Source organism: Bacillus sp. FDAARGOS_235 (assembly GCF_002073415.2).
GTDB lineage: Bacteria > Bacillota > Bacilli > Bacillales > Bacillaceae_G > Bacillus_A > Bacillus_A toyonensis.
The window spans coordinates 3,358,779-3,378,032 of sequence record NZ_CP020437.2 but is presented as its reverse complement, the minus strand read 5'-3'; the positions used below and the strand labels follow the sequence as shown (position 1 = coordinate 3,378,032).

Below are 19,254 nucleotides of genomic sequence, written 5' to 3'. Positions count from 1 at the left end.
CAGTGCTTTTGCACCGCCTTCCTAAATTTTGACATAGAATGGATTCCATATTAACTTGCGTTTTGTAACAATACTCGTTTTAACTGTTTACGGAAACGAATGCCTAGCGTAATTGCTACGATTACGATAACTCCAAAAATGATTTTACCAATATGACCTTCTAACACCCCAAAAATATCATGTAAGTTTCCACCTAACCAATAACCACCGATTAAGAAGAATGACACCCAAAACAGAGCACCTGAATAAATTGTAATCGCAAAACGACGGAATGGTAGATTAATAATTCCTGCAAAGTATCCTGTAAAATGGCGTACACCAGGAATAAAGAAACCGATAAAGATCAGGAAGTACCCATACTTATCAAACCACATTCTTGTTAAGTCGATTTTTCTTTGTGTTAAAAATACGTATTTCCCATATTTTTGAACGAAAGGCATACCTAATTTATTTCCTAAAAAGTATTGAATCGTCATTCCTACACTTGTCCCAATAAAGGATAAGATAATTAAAATTGGTAAACTTAAATCACCCTTCTGTGCTAAAAATCCCGCATATGCTAATGTTGGCTCTCCCGGAAACGGAAGCGCAATATATTCTAACAGCAACCCGACAAGTACAACATAATACCCGTATTGCTGAAATAATTCATGAACCCATTCCATGTCATCTCTCCTTTCAGTCACGTACAACTTCTTACTATTATTGTATAAAAAAAATGTCGAAATAACTATCACAATAGCTTACATTTTTATTACATTTTTGTAAGGCTCACACTAAATTTTTTTGTTCTCTATTTACTTATATCTATTAGCATTTAAAAACAAGCTAACAACTATATATCACGCGAATGAAATCCATTAATATACATTTTTTATCCAATTTTTAACACTAAAAAACTATCTTATTTTGTTCTCTATAAAAAACCACCACAAACTCATACGAACTTCATATTAGCTTCATATACGTATTGTAAGATTATATCGGAATTTGTTGAAAAATTTAGCTAATATATGACTAAACATTAAATTGAATAAATATAAGTCGCTTTTCGAAATTGAAAAAAGGGTGAATAAGAAATGGAAGCTTATAAAATGCACGATTTTATTAATACGAATGTTGAATCTCATCAAAATGAAACCGTTTTTAATTTACAAATATGTGAAACAAATGAATTTGACGTAAGTTTAACAAAATCTACTACGCTGTCTTTTATCGTTTCAAAAAAGAACATTAAGATTGTCACTAGAAAATGGGTGAATTCAAATCCAGAAAGCATGATTGGCAAAAGCTACATCATTCCAACGAAAGCTTTTCACTATTTCTTACCAATTATTTCTGAAACTGAAGATGAACTAAATATTCAAGTTCAAAGTTTTGGACTACATGGTGAGCTTTTATTAAACGAAAGATTACTTATTGATAAAAACAACAAATGCAATCCAAAGATTACTACCTTCTTTGAAACATTAGATGAAAATGTTAATCAAGCATTACGAGGATTACAAATTCATTGTATGTAAGACTACTACAAGAAGTAAAAGGAGAATATAATGAAAAAATTATTATTAAGTGCGCTATTATCATTAGGATTTTTAACTCTTCCATTCACTACTGCAGAAGCAGCTACAACGAAAGATCAGCTTATCGTAAACACACAACTAAATAAAATGGATTATTATCAAAATGGAAAATTCATAAAAAGTTTCACTGTCGCTACTGGAAAAGCAGCAACACCTACACCTAAGGGTACTTTTCAAATTGTAAATAAAATTAAAAACCGTCCTTACTATACAGGAAAAATTAAAGGCGGCGATCCACGTAATCCACTTGGGGACCGCTGGCTCGGATTAAATATGGCAGGAACTTACGGAACAACGTATGCGATTCATGGAACTAACAATAATCAAGCAATCGGGAAAGCAACAACACTTGGTTGTATTCGTATGTTTAACAATGATATTCACTGGTTATTTGAGCGCATTCAGCAGCAAGCTACTGTCACTGTAAATTAACCTAAGAACAAGATTTACGTGTAGCCAAGAATTTTATGTCTTGGCTTATTTTATTTATTCATTTACAGTAGCAAAACAACTGTATTTACATATATAATAAAAATAGATTGCGTTCAACATCATCGTAACATTGATAAACATGGATATTAAAATTATACAGTTATAATATTTTATAAATTTTACAATACATACTATAATAGAACTACTGTAATTCTGAAATATTCAGTGACACTAAACAATCCCCCTTGCTACTTTCATTACTATTTTATAGCGGGGGCTTATTATATGTATAGACAATCTGAGTCATCCGAAAAATGATGAATTCGAATATTGCAGTAAAAAGCGTTATTTAGGAGGTGTTACTATGACGCATATACTGGTGATTGAAGACAACCCAGATATACAAGAACTTATTCGTGAATTTCTAATGGCACAAAACTTTACTGTTGATGTAGTTGGTGCTGGTACAGAAGGCATTCTTCTTTTCCAAAAAAATTCATACGACCTTGTCCTCCTCGATGTAATGTTACCAGATATAGATGGCTATAGTATTTGTAAAATTATGCGAGGACAATCTGATGTACCAATCATTATGCTAACAGGCTTACATAATGAAGAAAGTGAAATTAAAGGATTTGAGTTAGGTATTGATGACTATATTACAAAACCGTTCCATTACACCGTATTTATAAAACGTGTAGAAGCTGTATTGAGAAGGGCAGCAACGAAGGAAGCAGAAGCTGCAACTATACTACAATTCCATGAATTGATGTTAAATTCTACAGCATATGCCGCTTATGTTCATGGTAATCAAATTGAATTGACTACAAAAGAATTTGAAATTATATATACTTTACTGCAAAATCGGGGAAAAGTACTATCAAGAAGTGATTTGTTGAATAAGGTATGGGGCTATGAACATTTTGGTGATGTGAGAGTTATAGATACACATATTAAAAACTTACGAAAAAAATTAGAAATTCCTTATATTAAAACGGTGAAAGGCATTGGCTACAAAATCGAATCGTAGCAAAGACAACATCACCAAAAATATATTCATCAAAACCTTATTATTTTGTATTTTGTTATCACTTTGTCTTTATCAAATTATTTATTTTCTAGCCTCAAATTACGATAAAGATCGTTTGAGAGCGTCTGGAACACAAACTGCGGAACAAGCGGAATCAGACAAACAAAACGACCAAAGTAAAACAAAGCAAAATAAAGCTGTGTCAGAGAGTAGCATCTCTAATTTTCAATCTTCTCAAATAGACATGAATACACTCTCTACAGCCATCAATCATCTTTTGCAGCCTAGCCAAACTGCAAAAGCAAAAGAACATGCACAAAATATTCCGGGGAAAAGTAACACAACGTCTTCACTTACAGAAGCGGAAAAGCAAGTTACTAACAATGATGCCTTACATACACAAAATGCAGCAAGTAAAACAAATGATACACATGATAATCCATCGTTAACAGATGTGTTGCAGCAATTAGCTCCACATATTGGGGCGACAATGCTTGCATTATCTCTGCTTGGATCTTTAATCTACGCAAAAATAATCGCCAAACCTTTCCAATATATGAGCGATGCTTTAAAAGATATTATGAATCTTGATTTCTCAGATAAAAAGCTACTTAACAAAAATACAGATCAAACAGATTTTAATTTGCAAGTAGCTGCCTCACAAGTACCTACTATTGTGAAAAATTTACATGAAAGCAATCAAGATTTAAGAAATGAAATCAAGAAGGAACAACAATTAGAACAATCTCGTAAAGAATTTATGTCTATGATATCCCATGAATTAAAAACACCAATCGCAGCCGTTATGGGACAACTCGATGGCATGATTCACGGAATTGGCGCTTATAAAGATAGAGATAAATATTTAAAACGTTCATATGAGATGATGCAAGATATTAACATATTAACGGAAAAGGTGTCAGAATTATCCAAAATACAAAACCCTCAATTTAAACCCAATTTAAAAGTTATCTCATTGACTAATATTATTGAGGACGTTATAAAGAAAGTAGATTATTTTGTATCTGTAAAACAATTAAATGTTCAATCTAACATTAAACAAGATGTACAAATTTTAGCTGATCCTAAATTTATGCAAACTGCTATTTTTAACATTATTTCAAACGCAATTCATTATACAATTGACCATCAGCATGTATATATAAAGCTTTATGAAAAGCCAAACGGTTACGCATTAGAAGTATTAAATACAGGTTCTCAAATTGATGAAGATAAACTTGCCCATTTATTTGAGCCATTCTATCGCGCAAATCCTGACAAACATGGCTTAGTACAAGGTAGTGGTCTTGGGTTATATATTGTAAAACAAATATTAGATAAACATCAGTTTCCTTATGGAATACAAAACACACCTCAAGGTGTAAAATGCTCCATTGTATTCCCAAAGGCAATGTAAAACCTATTGTAATTTCATACCCCAAATTCATACTTTGTATGAATGGCGGAATTTTGTAGAGTATGTTACTCTGTTTCGTTCGCCCGTTGTCCTTATTTGGATAGCGGGCGTTTTTTATTTTAAAAGGAGGATTTTTATGGAGAAGTTTAAGTATTCACTACTCGTTTTACTCGGTGCTTGTAGCTACGGCGTGCTTTCAACTATTTTCAAACTCGGATTTATTAACGGATTTTCAGCACATCAACTATTAGGGGGACAATATGTCTTCGGATGGATTGGACTACTTCTGCTCGTTCTTTTCTTTTCACGCCATAAAGTAACAAAAAAGCAATTCTTGTCATTATTAACAGTCGGCACAACAATGAGTATGACTGGTATTTTCTATGCTATTTCTGTAGAAGAACTGCCAGCATCTATCGCTGTCGTTCTACTCTTCCAGTTCACATGGATCGGAGTAGTCATCGAAGCTATTGCAAATCGAACGTTTCCAAGCCGTGAAAAAGTTATATCTATCATCATTTTATTCACTGGTACATTGTTTGCTGGCGGTGTCTTTGAAGGTCTAGGAGAAAGTTTTTCTACGAAAGGTATTATCTTTGGATTATTAGCTGCTGTCTCTTTTTCATTCTATGTTTTTGCAAGTGGACGCGTTGCTACAGATGTTCCGCCTTATACGAAAAGCTTTCTCATGACAACAAGTGCTACCCTTATCGTCTGCCTATTCTTCCCGCCAACCTTTTTAACAGATGGTGCCCTGCAAGCCGGTCTATGGAAATATGCTTTCTTCCTCGGATTGTTCGGCGTTGTCGTACCTGTCGTTTGTTTTTCAATTGGTGTACCGAAAGTCGGAATAGGACTTGGTACAATATTAGGAGCAGCTGAATTACCAACGGCCATTATCGCTTCTATTACACTTGTACATGAAGTTGTAACGCTTATGCAGTGGATTGGAATTATATTTATATTGTTTGGTATTTTCACTCCTCAGCTCCTTACGTATAGAAAAGAAAACAAACATAATCGTGTGCATAGTGCATAACAAAAGACCTTTCATTTACTTGAAAGGTCTTTTCTCTCTCGTTCACTTTACCGCTCCATACAGTTTCTCTATCTCATGCTCAATTTGTTTTACATCGATTCGCTCAAATAATGGCTGTACGCTATCAATTCTATTGGGCAACGTATTTTGCGGTTCCCAATTTCGTTTAACAATCGACAATGTGTTTCGAACTCTTTCACTTGAAAATGGTAAAAATGGTTCAAGGAGATTTGCAAAATTAGCGATAAGATAAACACAATTATAAATCGTTTCTTCACATGAAACTGGATCATCTTCTCTTTGTTTCCAAGGCTGCTTTTCGTCAAAGTATTTATTTGCAAAACGTACTGCATCAAATATTGTCTCTAACGCCACCTTAAATTTAGTTTGTTCAATAGCCGCTCCTACATATTTATATAATCCTTCTACTTTATCTTTCAGCTCTACATGAATAGTTCCCTTCGGTACAACGCCATCATAATACTTTTCAATAAACCTTAATGTCCGATTCACAAAGTTCCCATATGCACCTAACAATTCACTATTATGACTGTAAATAAACTCACGCCACGAAAAATCAGTATCACGATTTTCTGGTGCATTTACTGTTAAAAAGTAACGGATCGAATCTGGATCATAGCTTTCTAATATATCAGGTACCCATACTGCCCAGTTTTTACTTGTCGATAATTTTCTTTTTTCTACCGTTAAATACTCATTTGAAACGATATGACGAGGAATCGCTTCTTCTCCTACTCCAAGTAATACCGCTGGCCAGATGATAGAGTGAAATGGAATATTATCCTTTCCGTGTACATAATACGTTTTCGTTTCTTTATCCCAAAACTCTTGGTCATCTTTCCCTGTTTTTTCAGCCCAATGTTTACTTGCAGAATAATATCCTGTCACTGCTTCAATCCATACGTAAATTTTCTTATCTTCGTATCCTGCCACTGGAATTGGAACCCCGACTGGTAAATCACGCGATACTGCCCTATCTTGCAACCCTTCTTTTACATATCTTTCTGTTAGCTGAATTGCATTGTCACGCCATGTTCCTTTTTGTTTTGCAATTTCTACGACTCCTTTAATTTGCTCCTGAAATGTATGCAGTGCGAAATAGAAATGCTCTGTTTCCTGTACGGATGGCGTACTACCACATAACTTACATTTCTTTTCTAACAAATCGAGTGGATCTAAAATGGCCGAACAAGCATCACATTGATCTCCTCTTGCTGCTTCATGGCAATGAGGACAAATTCCTTCTACGTAACGATCTGGTAAAAACTGTGTACACGTTTCGCAATATGCTTGTTCCACTGTTTTTTTATAAATATAACCTTCTTCTAATAAACGCAAAAAAACTTTTTGAACTGTTTCATGATGATACTCGCTATCTGTACGTGTATAGCAATCATAAGTAAAACCAAGGCTATGAAAACATCGCTCAAACTCTTCGTGGTACTTATCAGCAATTTCTACCACCGTCACACCTTCTTGTTTTGCTCTAATTGTAATGGGTGTTCCATTACAATCACTTCCTGAAACATACAACACATTCTCACCTTTTGCCCTGTAATAACGTGCTAAAATATCTCCCGGTAACAAACTAGCAATATGCCCAAGATGTAACGAACCATTTGCATACGGCCAAGCGCCTCCAATAAAAATACTCATCCTATATTCCTCCTTTAAAATATAAAAAGCCCCGCCCTTATCTTAAAAAAGATAAGGGCGGGGCTGTATAAACAGTCGCGGTACCACCTTATTTCGCCAATCACTCACATAATTAGCCTTAACAAGTACGGAGCTATATGCTCTTATACTGTGGTTTTGATAACGAGTACCAACTCTCGTCGCCGCCTACTATTATCATTTGATAAGTTCAGGACGAAGCTCAAAGGCCATTGTTCAAATGAATATTCTTGCTTCTTCTCACCTACCGAAGCTCTCTGGAAAGAATGGTTTCATCCTACTTTTCCTTTTCAACGCTTTTACGTATAACACGTATTTTACGATTTAATTATAGAAAAATCAAACTTTATTTAAAAAGAAAAGGAAATCCCATCTTCCTGCCGAATAACTATACGTTCGTAAAAGGAGTGATAACATTGAATCAAAAGCAACTAAGCATGATGAATGAAAAAAGCTGGAATGCAGCTGCTTATGAAGCTTGGACGAATCGCCACGGGGCGCCAGTTGATTATGCGAAAAAGATTATGGAAGAGCCCACACGCGAAGTAGCACATTATTTACCTTACATACAATCGCCAAAAGGAAAACGTATTATTAATTTACTCGGGTCAAAAGGAAACAAAGCCGTCGCTCTTTCCCTATTAGGATCTGACGTAACAGTTGTTGATATTTCAGCGAGTAATGCCAAATATGCAAATGAACTTGCAGAAGCCGCTGGTGTCTCTATCCAATACATCGTCTCTGATGTACTGGATGTAAATCTTTCCGAATCATTTGATGTCGTCTTGCTGGAACTTGGTGTACTTCATTACTTTTTAGATTTAAAACCACTCTTTCAAAAGATTGCTAACTTACTTAAACAAGATGGAATGCTTATCCTTCGTGACTATCATCCTGTTTACACTAAATTATTAGGTGTAGATCATCCATCATTTCGGGCCAATGGAAATTATTTCGATAAAGAATTGATTGAAGATGATGTTGCTTATAGCATTCTTCTTACAGAATCGCAGAAAGAGGCTTTACCGAAAACAAACGTACGCCGCTGGACATTAGGAGAAATTGTTACTACACTTGCGGAAGAACGTTTTAAAATTGAAAAGCTAGTTGAAGAACACGGATCTCATCAAAGGTGGGTTTTCCCTTCTACTTCACCTGAAGGAATTGAAGAACGTATACCAGGTCTATATACATTAATTGCGACAACATGCAAAAAAGGATCCCTTCACGGATAGGATCCTTTTTTGCATGCTTACGCATATAAGTTGAGGTTGGAGATTACCATAATTCTGTAGAATAGGACACAAGATATTTCAACATTTTGTCTCTGACTTACGTCGTCAAAAAGGGGTATGACCAACATAACGAAGAGTAATGTTTCAGTTGATACTGATAATCGTTATCAACTAATTAGAAGTATACATGATGTTATTTCAAATTACAATACCATTTCTAATTTTTATTTATGAATTTTTTGATATACAAATGTATACATTTTAAGAACATTTACTCACATTAATCTGCCATATTCCATTATCTGCTATAATTTTCATGGAACAGATTAATAACTTCTTAATCATGTTTTTATTAATTTCGTTCTAGATATTTATAAATTATAATAAACAGTTTTAAAAGGTAGGGGTAACGATGAAATATGTTAGCATTCGAAAAAAACTACTGTTCACACTCTTAAGCATTTCTTCCTTATTTAGCATTGCTCTTATTGTTATTCTTTCATTTGCGATGCATCAAGCAAGTGAAATCGAAACGTTAAAGAATGATGTATCGAAAAGAGCAACGATTTTAAAAGAACGTGGCGATTGGTTCCAAGCACAGGTCGCTGGTTTACAAGAATATTTACTATCACATGACCAAAAAGGATTGAATAAATTCAACCGGGAAGGAAAAAAACTAGCTGATACTAGGGAGAAAGTAACAAGTGATAAAAAACTCCCAGAAGGAATGAAAGAGGCCATTTTAATGGGAGCAAAATGGCGCAGCGTCGTAGATAATGAAGTCCTCCCTCTTGCGCGTGAAGGAAAATGGGATGAAGCATCCAAAATTGCTCTTGCTCAAACAAATTATGTAAATGACCTTTTAAGTCGTTTTACTAAATATACAAATGAAGAAAATGACAAACGGGATGTATTAATTGCTGACGTAGAGTCTTCTTCATCCCTTATTCAATATATTATTTTCTTCTCACTCATTACATGTACATTAACATCTATTCTATTGGCATGGTGGTTCTCTGGTAAACTCGTTAAACCGATTCGACAAATTGATGCGAAGTTAAAAGAATTAGCTTCGCAAGATGGCGATTTAACCGCTAGATTACACGTAACGAGTAAAGATGAAATTGGTGACATTGCAAATTCCTTTAATCAAATGCTTGCTAACTTACAGCGTATAATAAAGCAAGTTCAACAAACATCAACAAGTGTAAAAGAAGCTTCTGAAAATGTATTTATCGAAACAACTGCTTCTATGGAAAATACCACAAAATCGAAAGAGACTATGAATGCTCTTGTGCACAATATTCGTTCCCAAGTTTCTAGCATCGAAGAAAGTTCAACCGCAATGGATGATATCGCAACGGGTGTTCAGCGTATTGCAGAAACTGCATCTTCTGTCGCTAGCCTAGCTGTTACAACTTCTGAAAAAGCAGATGATGGAAATAAAGTCATTGAGAAGTCTATTACACAAATGCATACAATTAACGAAGCTGTTAACGCTACATCACAAGTGGTAGAGCGACTTATTACACATACGAATCATATTGATACTGCACTTCAATCTATTTCTAATATTGCCGAGCAGACGAATTTACTCGCTTTAAATGCTTCTATTGAAGCGGCCCGTGCTGGTGAACATGGAAAAGGATTCGCTGTTGTTGCCGATGAAGTACGAAAACTTGCTGAACAATCTCAGCTAGCAGCAACTGATATTAACCATTTACTTCATCAAATTCAAGCGGACACAAAAATAGCAAATGACATGATGACACAAGGTCAGTCAGAAGCTTCTGAAGGAATTACAGTCATTCGTACCGCTGGATCTTCATTCTCAGAAATTGTTAATCACATTAACAATTTATCTACACAAATACAAGAAATGTCTGCAACTACTGAAGAAATGGCCGCAAGTTCTGAAGAAATGAATGCAGCTTTAAATAATATCGCTTCTATTTCAAATGAAGTTGCTGCCGAAACATCACAAACAGCAACTTCAGCTGGTGACCAAGTAAACAAAATGAGTATCGTTGCTAAAAAATCATCAGAAATGAAAACAATTGTACAAGAACTTGAAGTGCTCGTTTCTCATTTCAAAACAAATGGTTAAAATGAAAATTCCATTTATACTTCTACGAACTCTAAATTGTTAGAAAGAGCGATTTAGAGTCTCTCTTTTTTCACGCTAAAATATCTCTTTCTATCTCCCATTCTGTCTGCTATAATTCCTAAAGGAAAGAGGAAAGCTTTATTCCTACTGGAATAAAGCTTTCTTTCAATTTTTTACATTAATTAATTCTAATACTAAGATTTTAAAAAGGAGGCTTTTTATCATATGAATTTTATAGGTATCAGAAAAAAACTAATGTTCATGATGGGAACGATTTGTGCTTTATTCGGCATTGCCTTAGCTTTTATTTTATTCTTTACCATGGATCAGTCTCATAAAGCTGAAACATTACAAAAAGAAATTTCTCCTCTTGCAACAGAATTGAAAGAGCGCGGAGACGCTTATCAAGTACAACTTTCTGCTTTAAGAGGTTATTTGCTACAACATGATCAAGTCGAATTAGACAAGTTTAATGAGATGAGTAAACGTCTTGAAGATACAAAAGGGCAACTTCTTTCTAACCCTAACACTTCTCAGTCCGTGAAAAGCACAATGGAATTAGGATCCACTTGGAGAAAGTTCATTGAAGAGAAAGTATTCACTCTTGCAAAAGAACAAAAATGGGAAGAAGCTTTACAAGTAGCTTCTACAGAAAATGGTACTGTTTATAAAGTAATTGGTGATTTCACAAATTACAGTAATGAACAAGCTAAATTACGCGAACAATCTATTGAAAAAATCGATCAATCTTCACTACGAATTGAATATGTTGTCTTCTTATCACTTGTTATTTGTATTGTAACTGCAATTATTCTTGCATGGTGGTTCTCTGGTAAGCTTGTAAAACCAATTCAACAAATTGATATTAAGCTAAAAGAATTAGCCTCTCAAGAAGGCGACTTAACAGCCCGTCTACAAGTAAATAGCAATGATGAAATCGGTGCAATTGCATCATCGTTTAATAAAATGTTAGAAAACCTGCAACATATCATTAATCGTGTTCAAAAAACATCTGTAGAAGTACAAACAGCTTCTGAAAATATGCTAGAAAAGACTAATACATCACGCGAGGCAACAATACGAGTTCAAAGCTCGATGTCCAACTTAAATTCAAGTATTCAATCGCAAACTTCTAGTATGGAAGAAAGCTCAACTGCGATGGATGATATGGCAATAAGCGTTCAACGCATCGCTGAATCTGCTTCATCTGTAGCCGAACTTGCTGTAGCTACATCTGAACATGCTAACGATGGAAGTACTGTTATCCAAAAATCTGTTTCACAAATGACAACGATACATGAAGCTGTAAATGCTACATCAGAAGTAGTCGAACGTCTAATCACCCATACGAAATATATTGATACGGCTGTACAATCTATTTCTAATATCGCTGAGCAAACAAACTTACTTGCTTTAAACGCTTCTATTGAAGCAGCTCGTGCTGGTGAGCAAGGAAAAGGATTTGCTGTCGTAGCTGATGAAGTTCGTAAACTTGCGGAACAATCTAAAACTGCAGCAACAGATATTAACCAATTACTAAATCAAATTCAAAATGATACAGAAACAGCTAGTTCTATGATGTCTAAAGGTCGTTCTGAAGCATTTGAAGGCATTACTGTCGTTCGTGAGGCTGGTACTTCTTTCACAACAATTGTTGAACAAGTAAATAAAGTATCAACTCAAATGCAAGACATATCAGCAACTGCTGAAGAAATGGCTGCAAGCGCTGAAGAAATGAACGCTTCACTTAATAACATCGCTTCTATTTCAAATGAAGTATCTAGTGAAACAGCCGCAACGGCACAATCTGCTGAGCAGAAAGTTATTGTTATGAATGAAATGACAGTAACTGCAAAACAAATGAAACAAACGGTTGAAGAATTAGATCAACTCGTATCTCATTTTAAAACTGAATAGCTCAAAAAAATATTCCTCTTTCAAGAGGAATATTTTTTTGAGCTCATTCCCTGCACATTATACATATATCCGTTATAATGAGAATCGATATCATTAATCTGTAGGGGGTGCTACACATGTCACAACAAGCATTTGAAGAAAAATTATATGCAAACTTAGAAGCTGTTATTGATCCTGAACTAGGTGTTGATATTATCAATCTTGGATTAGTTTATGACGTTACAGCGGATGAAAATAATAATGCTATCATTACAATGACGATGACTTCTATCGGCTGCCCAATGGCTGGTCAAATCGTATCAGACGTTAAAAAAGTACTATCAACGAACGTACCTGAAGTAAACGAAATAGAAGTAAATGTCGTTTGGAATCCACCATGGTCGAAAGAACGTATGTCACGTATGGCGAAAATCGCATTAGGTATTCGTGACTAAATAAAGTGAAACTTTAATCAGCCTACACCAATCCAGTGCTTGCTGGATAAAGAAAGACCTGACGTCATAGTCAGGTCTTTTTCTCTTATTATTTAACGCCTACTGCATCATAAGCTTTCGTTACAGCTTGTAACTCTTTAGAGTTTTTACCATATAAATCTTCTGCTGACTGAAGTGCTGCTTGACGCATCATTTTAAAGTCAGAGTTTGCAGTTAAATATTTAGTAAGAGCACGGTAGTAAATTTTTTCTGTCGCTTCACGGCCCACTCCAGTTACTTTCACGCCGTAATGCGTGCCACCGTCAGATACTAAGTACGCAGCTTTATTGTTAATACTACTGTTAATATGAACGCCGCCATTATCAGCTGTTCCAGTATAGCGTTTATTGTAATGATCTGGGTAACCTTCACCTGGTTTTAATGGGTTTGGAATAGATGCTGGATCTTTCAGAGAACGAAGCGCATCCCCAGGTTTACCAGGTGTATAAATATCAGCACCTAAATCCCAGCTCTTCTTCTCAACCATGACACCCATAATATCAGATAACGATTCATTTAACGCACCTGATTCATTTTTATAAACAAGGTTTGCTGTATGCTCAGTTACAGCATGTGTTAATTCGTGCCCGATAACATCTAGGCCAGCAGATAATGGAATAAATGTCTTGCCATCTCCATCACCATACATCATTTGGATACCGTTCCAAGCTGCGTTATTCCAGCTTTCTCCTACGTGAACAGAGGAGATCAGCTTCGCGCCTTTATCATCGAAAGAGTTACGGTTAAATGTCTTTTTGTAGTAATCGTATACTTTCCCTGCATTTACATGCGCATCAACCGCTGCTTTGTCATCAAAGAACTTATTTTTACTTTCTACTTCGACACCTGTATATCCAAACCATTGTGAGAATATGTTAAACCAGTTTTCATCCATATTCTCTGCATCAAACGTATGAACACCTTGTCCACGCTTACCATCAAATAAATGGAATGCTCCTGTCTTCTCATTTTGAGCAATTTCAAATGATTGTCTAGCACCTAATACTCCGTAACCAAATCCTGTAATGTTATCTACAGCATTATATTTCTCAATCACATTTCCATTTGTTGCATCAACAAAGTAATGCCAATAGCCTGGAGCTGGTTTTGAAATCGATGCCTTAACTAAGTATGCAAGATAGTAGTTTCCATCTTTTTCATACACAAATAAATCTTTTTTCACACCATCATAATTCTTTACTTTACCAACTTCTTTTTCAATATCTGCCTTTGCAATTGTTTCTGCTTGTTCTGCACTAATACTTGCAAAGGTAGGAATATTTTTATCCTCTAAATTCGGAATAACTTGTCCGAAGAATGCTTTTACATTATTCTCTTTATCTAGTGTAACAGTTTGGTCTGAACCATACACAGGAATGTTATTATGTTTCTCAACTAACTTCACATGTGTCGTACCAGATTCAGCATCTTTTTCTTCCCCAATGACATTAAAATGTGTTTCAATATTTCCTGCTAGTTTAAACATATCTTTTTTACTCTCTAAATATTGAAAGACCGTCTCTTTTTTATCTAGTCCTTCCGGTGCTTTCCATTCTTCACCTATGTATGCAGGTGTTTTAAATTCTTGATGATATTGAATTTTTTGTTCTTCTGCTTTCGTTGTCGTTGCTCCAAACGTTCCAAATCCCCCGGCGATAACAGTTAACGCTAATGCTGATGAAATGACTTGCTTTTTCACTATAACATTCCCCATTCCCATAAAGATTTTTGACACTTTTATAAAATTCTGAATTTTTAACCCGATACCTCTTCCAAAAATTTGAGAAACATTTTTCAGATAATTCCACACAAAAAGAGGACACCCTATCAGGTGTCCTCTTTTTTATAAACATTTTGTTATTTTTTTAGCTCAATTGCTAAATAGTGTGATTGCTCTTTCGCTTGAATATGAATATCTTCTTCTACTGCTTCTGCCGCATCGCGCATAACAAGTATCTCACCATTTATCACACTACTTCCTTCAATTTGTACAAGGTACAATTGACGGCCTTCTTTCACAGGAAAATGAATTTCTTTTCCTGCCTCTAACGATAAAGAATATAAATTCGCGTCTTGGTGAATTTGAATTGGCGCATCACCTTCCACTGGGGAAACCATATGGAACCACTCATTTTCACGTTTACTCCAATCAAATTTAAACTCACCATAGTTTGGTTTATGATCAGCACGGTCTGGTAAAATCCAAATTTGTAATAAACGCAATGTTTCATTTCCTAAATTATGTTCACTATGAAATACACCAGTACCAGCACTCATATATTGAACATGTCCACGCTCAATTGTTCCTCTATTCCCCATGCTATCTTCATGTGTTAAGGCACCATCTACAACGTAAGAAATGATTTCCATATCGCGGTGCGGATGCATATCAAACCCAGTTTGTGCCGCTACTAAATCATCGTTAATAACACGTAACGCTCCAAAACTCATATTATTTGGATTGTAATAATTAGCAAAGGAAAAATGAAAATGTGTATTTAACCAACCGTGATTTGCTCTACCCATATTTTTATGATCAACTTTTCTAAACATATCCTTCACCTCATATTATCTCGAATTCAAGATTTACTTTAAAATTGTTTCTTACTGTAATTTTTTTAGTAATTTTAATAATTGATTTTGTTCTTCTATATTTAATTTATGAAACTGCTCCGCTTGGAACGTTTCCTGGGGCGGGACGATCTCCTCATATAAAGCTCTTCCCGTTTCTGTTAACGAAATATATTTCGTAGTACCTTCTTGTTCACGCCCAATCCAGTCCAGCTGCTCCATTTTATTTAAAAGCTGCGTGACATTTCCTTTCGTAACAAATAGCTTCTTCCCAAGCTCTTGCTGCGTTAAACGATTATGTCCTCCAACTTGAGCTAGTACATCAAACTGAGCGGCAGATACATTCCATTTTTTCAAATGCTGATTCGTCTCACGAATACTCTTGTTATAAAAACGTGATAAACGAAACCATAATAGTAGTCCTAATCTATCTTCTGTTTTCATTTCATCACCTCGCTCGTTTCATACTATTAGTTTAGAACTAAACTTTATAGAAGTCAATTACTTATTTTTAGTAAGTAACAAAGGAAGCATAGCGCTATTTCTCCACTATGCTTACATCAATTTTCTATTTTTATATTCATCTAATTTCCTCTCCGCGAACTTCTTCGCATCTTTCTCAATCCATCTCTCTTCATACGATTTACTTCCAACATACAATACTTCTCTCTTATGCTGCATCGCATGGCGAAATTCATGCAGTAGTGTTTTAAGCACTTGCTCATACTCATCCCACATACAAACGAAAATTAATTGTTTTTCTTTATGATAAAAACCACCTACGGGGAATAAAAACTCCTCTTCCTCTTCCCCTAATGATAGAAGTACATGATTTGCATCACACGTATCACAAAAAATAACTGGCGTTTTACATACTTCAATAAGAGAAAATAAATCCTCTCTAATCCTTTTGACATCCCAAGGAAGCTCCGAATCCAACACATACCAATTCTCCACCTGTTGATATACATTTTGAAACTGGAGTTCCATTTCTTTTTATTCCCCTTTCCAAGCTCTCTTTTTCTATATGTATGCCACAATATGGTAAATATTAAACATACTCTTTCCCCCTTTGAAAAATGACAATAAAAAGAACCTATATTAGTATAGGTTCTTTTCCATAATTACTTTTTTTTCATAATTTTTTTTAGTACAAAATAACCAATTGCGCAAACAATAGCAGCAAGTGCAAAATATTTCACATATGGCCCAGCTACTTTATTAATGCTTTCCCACTCTGAACCTAATTTAAATCCTAAATATACAAACACAATTGACCATGGAATAACAGCTAATGTAGTTAGCGTAATAAACTTAGCATGTGACATTTTCGCAATACCCGCTGGTATGGAAATAGCATGACGCACAACAGGAATAAAACGTGCCGTAAAGATAACGCCAGTTCCGTAACGATTAAACCAATCTTCTGCATAATCAATATGCTTCTTCTGAATTAAAATATATTTTCCATATCGCTCAAGAACAGGTCTTCCTCCGTATCGACCAATCCAATAAATAAATAGTTGTGCGATTACACCGCCAATTGTCCCGAACGCAACAGCTCCCCAAAATGTAATGCTTCCTGTTGATACTAAATAGCCTGCATAAGACAATACGATTTCACTCGGAATAACTTCTAACATCAATCCAAGCATAATTCCCCAATAACCAAGTCCTTCTAGAAAAACTAAAACTGAATGAATCAACTCTCCTAACATCATTTACCTCTCTTTACTGTTTTCGTTACCAAAAATAAAAGTACAAGCAGTAAGTATCTTGTACTTTTACTTTTTAAAATTTAGTTAGTCTTCGTATCCCACTTAAAGATTTTATTTAAAAATTTATATACATTCTTTGACTCTTTTGTCAGAAGTGGACCTAAGATGGATAGTATAAGCACGTATAGTGCTGAGAATGGTTTTAACACTGACATTAAACCACCAGCGATACCGATATTAGCCATAATGATGGAGAATTCTCCCCTTGAAACGATTGTTAATCCAATATTTGTAGAAGCTTTATGAGATAATCCAGCTTGTCTTCCTGCAATCATCCCTGCTACAAAGTTACCGATTATCGTAAGAAGTACCGCACCTAGCGTTAACCATATTGCTCCGCCTAACGAGAACGGATCGATACTTAACCCGAAGCTGAAGAAGAAAATTGCTCCGAAAAAGTCTCTAAATGGAACAACAAGATGTTCAATTCGATCACTATGCTCTGTCTCAGAGAAAACTAATCCTAAAAGAAGTGCTCCGATTGCTTCTGCAACGTGAATTGTTTCTGAAAAACCAGCGATGAAGAATAACGAAGCAAATACTACAATAATAAAGATTTCATCTGAACTAATATTGAGCAATTTATTTAATAACGGCGTTGCTTTTCTAGCCACAATAAAGAATAGAAGCATATATCCTAAAGCAATTCCAATTGAAGTAAGAGCACCTAAGAAGGAAGCATGATCCCCAAGTACTAAACCAGAAACGACTGATAAATATACAGCAAGGAATATATCTTCAAACATAATAATTCCTAAAATTAGTTCGGTTTCATTATTACCAGTTCTTCTTAAATCCACTAATACTTTCGCAACGATGGCACTAGAAGAAATCGTAATAATACCCGCAATAATTAAAATTTCTAGTAATGGGAATCCCATGATAAACCCGTATAATAATCCAAGTGAAAAGTTAATTAGAATATAGATTGTTCCACCAATCGCAATAGAACGTCCGGATTTAATTAGTTTCTTCATCGAAAATTCTAGCCCTAGATAGAAGAGAAGGAACAGAACGCCAATTCTTCCAAGGAAGGATATTACACTTGCACTTTCAATAAATTTGAGATCGATTACACCTATTGTCGGCGCGTGCGGCCCTACTAACATGCCAAGAACAATTAGAAAAGGAATTACTGAGAACTTAAACTTTCCAGCGATTACTGCTGCAATTGCCACTAGAACTAAAGCTGTACCAACTTCAAAAATTAAAGTATCCATCTAGTCAGTCCCCCTATTCGAAAGTAACTCATTAATAATTTTTTTAATTTCTTCTCTCTCACCTGAAACTACTAGCATATCGCCTTCTTCAATTACTGTTTCTGGTCCTGGATTAAATAGCTTTTTCATATTCTTTTTCATAACTGCAATTATCGTTACGCTATACGTTTTTCTTATTTCAAGATCACCAATTGTTTTTCCGATTGCTGGAGCTGCATTCTCCACTTTAAACCACTCAATCGCTAAACCTTCAAAGACCATCTCAACATTTTCTAATGCCCTAGGCTTATATACCATTCCACCTAATATTGCTGCAACTTGTCTTGCTTCTGAGTCACGTAATGAAATACTAGAAATACTTTCTTCATGATCTGAATCAAAATGATACATTTCTCTACGTCCGTCATCATGAATCACAATCACCATTTTTTCGTTACCTTTCGTAACGATTTGAAATTTATACCCAATACCTGGAAGTTCACTTTCTCTAATATTCATATTTAGCTCCTCCTCAACAATTTTATTTGAATTTTCTGTTTTTCAGTCTTTTGTTCATCCAACCAATTTTAGAAATTCTAACCACTCCGGATACTTATGATTTGGAAATCTTTTATTGTAATAATAAGTGGCCCCTAGAAAAATACTTGAAGATGTAACGATAAAAAATACATTGCTTCTCATTTTTAAACTCTCAAGGCTTACTTTCAATAAAGTTTCTTCTTTCAAATTATCCCCACTTTCTCGCTTTACATTTAGT

At 35.0% G+C, this 19,254-nt stretch carries 18 protein-coding genes and 1 other annotated feature; of the genes, 9 read left to right on the top strand and 9 right to left on the bottom strand.

Annotated elements, in window-relative coordinates; all coding sequences use genetic code 11:
* Positions 1-50: 50 nt before the first annotated feature.
* A complete protein-coding gene (locus A6J74_RS19245; protein WP_000455364.1) occupies positions 51-665 on the bottom strand; it encodes a DedA family protein in 615 nt (204 codons plus the stop codon).
* A gap of 414 nt (positions 666-1,079) precedes the next feature.
* Between A6J74_RS19245 and A6J74_RS19240 the strand changes: the two genes are divergently transcribed.
* The 5 genes from A6J74_RS19240 to A6J74_RS19220 all read left to right on the top strand — a co-directional run bounded on the left by A6J74_RS19240 (position 1,080) and on the right by A6J74_RS19220 (position 5,501).
* A complete protein-coding gene (locus A6J74_RS19240; RefSeq protein ID WP_000388765.1) occupies positions 1,080-1,523 on the top strand; it encodes a DUF3978 family protein in 444 nt (147 codons plus the stop codon).
* Between the two features lie 30 nt (positions 1,524-1,553).
* A complete protein-coding gene (locus tag A6J74_RS19235; RefSeq protein ID WP_000735064.1) occupies positions 1,554-2,015 on the top strand; it encodes a L,D-transpeptidase in 462 nt (153 codons plus the stop codon).
* Positions 2,016-2,379: 364 nt separating this feature from the next.
* A complete protein-coding gene (locus A6J74_RS19230) occupies positions 2,380-3,045 on the top strand; it encodes a response regulator transcription factor (protein ID WP_000148831.1) in 666 nt (221 codons plus the stop codon).
* Positions 3,023-4,462, top strand: a complete 1,440-nt coding sequence (locus tag A6J74_RS19225; protein ID WP_000201947.1) for a sensor histidine kinase — start codon at positions 3,023-3,025, stop codon at positions 4,460-4,462. Before A6J74_RS19230 ends, A6J74_RS19225 begins: the two co-directional genes overlap by 23 nt.
* Positions 4,463-4,598: 136 nt before the next feature.
* The gene (locus A6J74_RS19220; protein WP_000410523.1) at positions 4,599-5,501 is read left to right on the top strand and encodes an EamA family transporter; all 903 of its coding nucleotides are present in this window, start codon (positions 4,599-4,601) and stop codon (positions 5,499-5,501) included.
* Between the two features lie 42 nt (positions 5,502-5,543).
* Here the strand turns inward: A6J74_RS19220 and metG are convergent, their stop codons facing one another.
* On the bottom strand, positions 5,544-7,178 hold the full coding sequence (gene metG, locus A6J74_RS19215; RefSeq protein ID WP_000021595.1) for a methionine--tRNA ligase: 1,635 nt from the start codon (positions 7,176-7,178) through the stop codon (positions 5,544-5,546).
* 50 nt (positions 7,179-7,228) lie between these two features.
* Positions 7,229-7,499, bottom strand: a binding site (T-box leader).
* On the opposite strand from metG, the gene A6J74_RS19210 reads away from it, so the two are divergent.
* The 4 genes from A6J74_RS19210 to A6J74_RS19195 all read left to right on the top strand — a co-directional run bounded on the left by A6J74_RS19210 (position 7,463) and on the right by A6J74_RS19195 (position 12,889).
* Positions 7,463-8,431, top strand: a complete 969-nt coding sequence (locus A6J74_RS19210; protein ID WP_002049370.1) for a class I SAM-dependent methyltransferase — start codon at positions 7,463-7,465, stop codon at positions 8,429-8,431. It overlaps the preceding feature by 37 nt.
* Before the next feature lie 412 nt (positions 8,432-8,843).
* On the top strand, positions 8,844-10,538 hold the full coding sequence (locus tag A6J74_RS19205; RefSeq protein ID WP_000878428.1) for a methyl-accepting chemotaxis protein: 1,695 nt from the start codon (positions 8,844-8,846) through the stop codon (positions 10,536-10,538).
* Positions 10,539-10,763: 225 nt separating this feature from the next.
* Positions 10,764-12,455, top strand: a complete 1,692-nt coding sequence (locus A6J74_RS19200; protein ID WP_001009246.1) for a methyl-accepting chemotaxis protein — start codon at positions 10,764-10,766, stop codon at positions 12,453-12,455.
* A 116-nt stretch (positions 12,456-12,571) separates the two neighbouring features.
* Positions 12,572-12,889: a metal-sulfur cluster assembly factor gene (locus tag A6J74_RS19195; RefSeq protein WP_000082520.1), complete on the top strand. Its 318-nt coding sequence runs from the start codon at positions 12,572-12,574 to the stop codon at positions 12,887-12,889.
* A gap of 88 nt (positions 12,890-12,977) precedes the next feature.
* Here the strand turns inward: A6J74_RS19195 and nprB are convergent, their stop codons facing one another.
* The 7 genes from nprB to A6J74_RS19160 all read right to left on the bottom strand — a co-directional run bounded on the left by nprB (position 12,978) and on the right by A6J74_RS19160 (position 18,995).
* Positions 12,978-14,627 carry a neutral protease NprB gene (nprB, locus tag A6J74_RS19190; protein ID WP_033658435.1) on the bottom strand — a complete coding sequence of 550 codons (1,650 nt, stop codon included), beginning with the start codon at positions 14,625-14,627 and terminating at the stop codon, positions 12,978-12,980.
* Positions 14,628-14,785: 158 nt separating this feature from the next.
* The gene (locus A6J74_RS19185) at positions 14,786-15,481 is read right to left on the bottom strand and encodes a pirin family protein (protein ID WP_000488950.1); all 696 of its coding nucleotides are present in this window, start codon (positions 15,479-15,481) and stop codon (positions 14,786-14,788) included.
* A 51-nt stretch (positions 15,482-15,532) separates the two neighbouring features.
* The gene (locus A6J74_RS19180; protein WP_000845485.1) at positions 15,533-15,943 is read right to left on the bottom strand and encodes a MarR family winged helix-turn-helix transcriptional regulator; all 411 of its coding nucleotides are present in this window, start codon (positions 15,941-15,943) and stop codon (positions 15,533-15,535) included.
* A gap of 111 nt (positions 15,944-16,054) precedes the next feature.
* Positions 16,055-16,489, bottom strand: coding sequence for a DUF3920 family protein (locus A6J74_RS19175; protein WP_000422813.1), 435 nt, complete (start codon positions 16,487-16,489; stop codon positions 16,055-16,057).
* A gap of 134 nt (positions 16,490-16,623) precedes the next feature.
* Positions 16,624-17,217, bottom strand: coding sequence for an undecaprenyl phosphate transporter UptA (gene uptA, locus A6J74_RS19170; RefSeq protein ID WP_000900210.1), 594 nt, complete (start codon positions 17,215-17,217; stop codon positions 16,624-16,626).
* 80 nt (positions 17,218-17,297) lie between these two features.
* Positions 17,298-18,497, bottom strand: a complete 1,200-nt coding sequence (locus A6J74_RS19165; RefSeq protein ID WP_000380223.1) for a cation:proton antiporter — start codon at positions 18,495-18,497, stop codon at positions 17,298-17,300.
* Positions 18,498-18,995: a cation:proton antiporter regulatory subunit gene (locus A6J74_RS19160; protein WP_001026079.1), complete on the bottom strand. Its 498-nt coding sequence runs from the start codon at positions 18,993-18,995 to the stop codon at positions 18,498-18,500.
* Positions 18,996-19,254: the final 259 nt, after the last annotated feature.

Excerpts from the sequence above, each read along its gene's own strand:
- A6J74_RS19200 (WP_001009246.1), top strand. The coding sequence starts at position 10,764 with ATGAATTTTATAGGTATCAGAAAAAAACTAATGTTCATGATGGGAACG.
- A6J74_RS19210 (WP_002049370.1), top strand. The coding sequence starts at position 7,463 with ATGGTTTCATCCTACTTTTCCTTTTCAACGCTTTTACGTATAACACGT.
- A6J74_RS19245 (WP_000455364.1), bottom strand. The coding sequence starts at position 665 with ATGGAATGGGTTCATGAATTATTTCAGCAATACGGGTATTATGTTGTA.
- A6J74_RS19195 (WP_000082520.1), top strand. The coding sequence starts at position 12,572 with ATGTCACAACAAGCATTTGAAGAAAAATTATATGCAAACTTAGAAGCT.
- A6J74_RS19160 (WP_001026079.1), bottom strand. The coding sequence starts at position 18,995 with ATGAATATTAGAGAAAGTGAACTTCCAGGTATTGGGTATAAATTTCAA.
- A6J74_RS19185 (WP_000488950.1), bottom strand. The coding sequence starts at position 15,481 with ATGTTTAGAAAAGTTGATCATAAAAATATGGGTAGAGCAAATCACGGT.
- A6J74_RS19240 (WP_000388765.1), top strand. The coding sequence starts at position 1,080 with ATGGAAGCTTATAAAATGCACGATTTTATTAATACGAATGTTGAATCT.
- A6J74_RS19165 (WP_000380223.1), bottom strand. The coding sequence starts at position 18,497 with ATGGATACTTTAATTTTTGAAGTTGGTACAGCTTTAGTTCTAGTGGCA.
- A6J74_RS19230 (WP_000148831.1), top strand. The coding sequence starts at position 2,380 with ATGACGCATATACTGGTGATTGAAGACAACCCAGATATACAAGAACTT.
- A6J74_RS19235 (WP_000735064.1), top strand. The coding sequence starts at position 1,554 with ATGAAAAAATTATTATTAAGTGCGCTATTATCATTAGGATTTTTAACT.
- A6J74_RS19175 (WP_000422813.1), bottom strand. The coding sequence starts at position 16,489 with ATGGAACTCCAGTTTCAAAATGTATATCAACAGGTGGAGAATTGGTAT.
- metG (WP_000021595.1), bottom strand. The coding sequence starts at position 7,178 with ATGAGTATTTTTATTGGAGGCGCTTGGCCGTATGCAAATGGTTCGTTA.
- A6J74_RS19220 (WP_000410523.1), top strand. The coding sequence starts at position 4,599 with ATGGAGAAGTTTAAGTATTCACTACTCGTTTTACTCGGTGCTTGTAGC.
- uptA (WP_000900210.1), bottom strand. The coding sequence starts at position 17,217 with ATGTTAGGAGAGTTGATTCATTCAGTTTTAGTTTTTCTAGAAGGACTT.
- A6J74_RS19180 (WP_000845485.1), bottom strand. The coding sequence starts at position 15,943 with ATGAAAACAGAAGATAGATTAGGACTACTATTATGGTTTCGTTTATCA.
- A6J74_RS19205 (WP_000878428.1), top strand. The coding sequence starts at position 8,844 with ATGAAATATGTTAGCATTCGAAAAAAACTACTGTTCACACTCTTAAGC.